This window comes from Streptomyces sp. NPDC057565, assembly GCF_042801455.1.
Taxonomy (GTDB): Bacteria; Actinomycetota; Actinomycetes; order Streptomycetales; family Streptomycetaceae; genus Streptomyces; species Streptomyces yanii.
Genome location: NZ_JBHVFU010000179.1, coordinates 1 through 1,330 on the forward strand (window position 1 = coordinate 1; position 1,330 = coordinate 1,330).

Consider the following 1,330-nt stretch of genomic DNA (forward strand, 5'->3'; position numbering starts at 1 on the left):
GGGACGGGGCTTCTCGCTATGCCGTGTGGGCGTTGCGACGGACCAGCCCGGCCCGTAGAACATTGAGTGCTCCCACTGTGTCGGCGTGCGCCGTGTGTCCGCACGACTGGCAGAGGAAGGTCTCCTGTGTGGGCCGGTTCTCCTTGGAGACGTGCCCGCATTCGGGGCAGGTCCGGGAGGTGTTGCGGGGGTCCACGGCGATCACTTCCCGTCCGGCGCTTTCAGCCTTGGCATGCAGGATCGTCAGGAACACCCCCCATCCGGCGTCGGCAATGCTGCGGTTGAGTCCAGCCTTCGCCGCTGCCCCATTGGGCAGGAATGCGCCCGCCTGCTCGGGGTCGGGCTTCGGTGCGGGGGCCCTGCTCATGTTGCGGATCTCGAGGTCTTCGTGCGCGATGACATCGTGCGCCCGGACCAGGTCGAGCGCGGTCTTGTGCGCGTGGTCGAGCCGCTGGCGGCGAACCTTGCCGTGCAGCCGGGCGACCTGGTCCACTGCGCGCTGGTGGTTCCTGGTGCGGTCCTTGGCCTTGCGGCGCGGGAACCTGGACAGGGCCTGCTGTGCGGCTTCGAGTTTCGCAGCAGCGCGGCGGCCGTGGCGCGGGTTGGAGACGAACTCGCCGCCCGAGTCGGCAAGGAAGTTGGCTATGCCCAGGTCGATACCGACCACGCTGCCGGTCGTCGGGAGCGGTTCGGGCTGCTCCTGTTCGGCGGTCAGCACGACGAACCACTTGCGGCCCTCACGCTTGACCGAGACCGTCTTGACCCTGCCGACCACCGCACGGTGCTGGTTAACCTTGACATGCCCGACCCCTTGCAGCCGCACGCGGGTGACAGGGTCGTGCGGGGTGGAGTCCCACCGGCAGCCGTCCCCGTCCTTCGGGAACTCCACCGTGTCGAACCAGCTCACCGAACGAAAGCGCGGATAGCCGGGCGTCTGACCGGACCTGATCCGGCGGAAGAACGCGGCAAACGCTTTGTCCAGCCGGCGCAGCGTCGCCTGCTGCGAGGAGAACGACCAGCGCCCCTGACGCTCAGGATCGAACGCCCTAATGTCCTTCAACTGCCCGGACTGCATCCCGTACCGGACGGTGGTCCTCGATACATGCCGGTAGGCATCCCGTCGTTCCTGTAACGCCCCGTTGTAGAGCGAGCAGTGATCCCGCAGCATCTCGCCAAGCGCGATCTGCTGGCCCGTGGTGGGCCGCATCAGGAACTTGTACGCACGAATCATCCAGCCCACCCCCCTTTTGGGTCAGTCCGGCCAACATAGCCGGCGCCACTGACAACGCAGAGAACTCCGGCGCTCCGCGCCTCCGGGCCAGGGATCGCG

General features: G+C 67.5%; 1 protein-coding gene. It reads right to left on the reverse strand.

Annotation, left to right across the window (positions count from 1 at the left end):
* Positions 1-16: 16 nt before the first annotated feature.
* Positions 17-1,231 carry an RNA-guided endonuclease InsQ/TnpB family protein gene (locus ACFU8W_RS52465; protein ID WP_384053001.1) on the reverse strand — a complete coding sequence of 405 codons (1,215 nt, stop codon included), beginning with the start codon at positions 1,229-1,231 and terminating at the stop codon, positions 17-19.
* Between the last annotated feature and the right edge of the window lie 99 nt (positions 1,232-1,330).

Bases quoted from the DNA above. Each gene is read 5' to 3' on its own strand.
- ACFU8W_RS52465 (WP_384053001.1), bottom strand. From the start codon at position 1,231: ATGATTCGTGCGTACAAGTTCCTGATGCGGCCCACCACGGGCCAGCAG.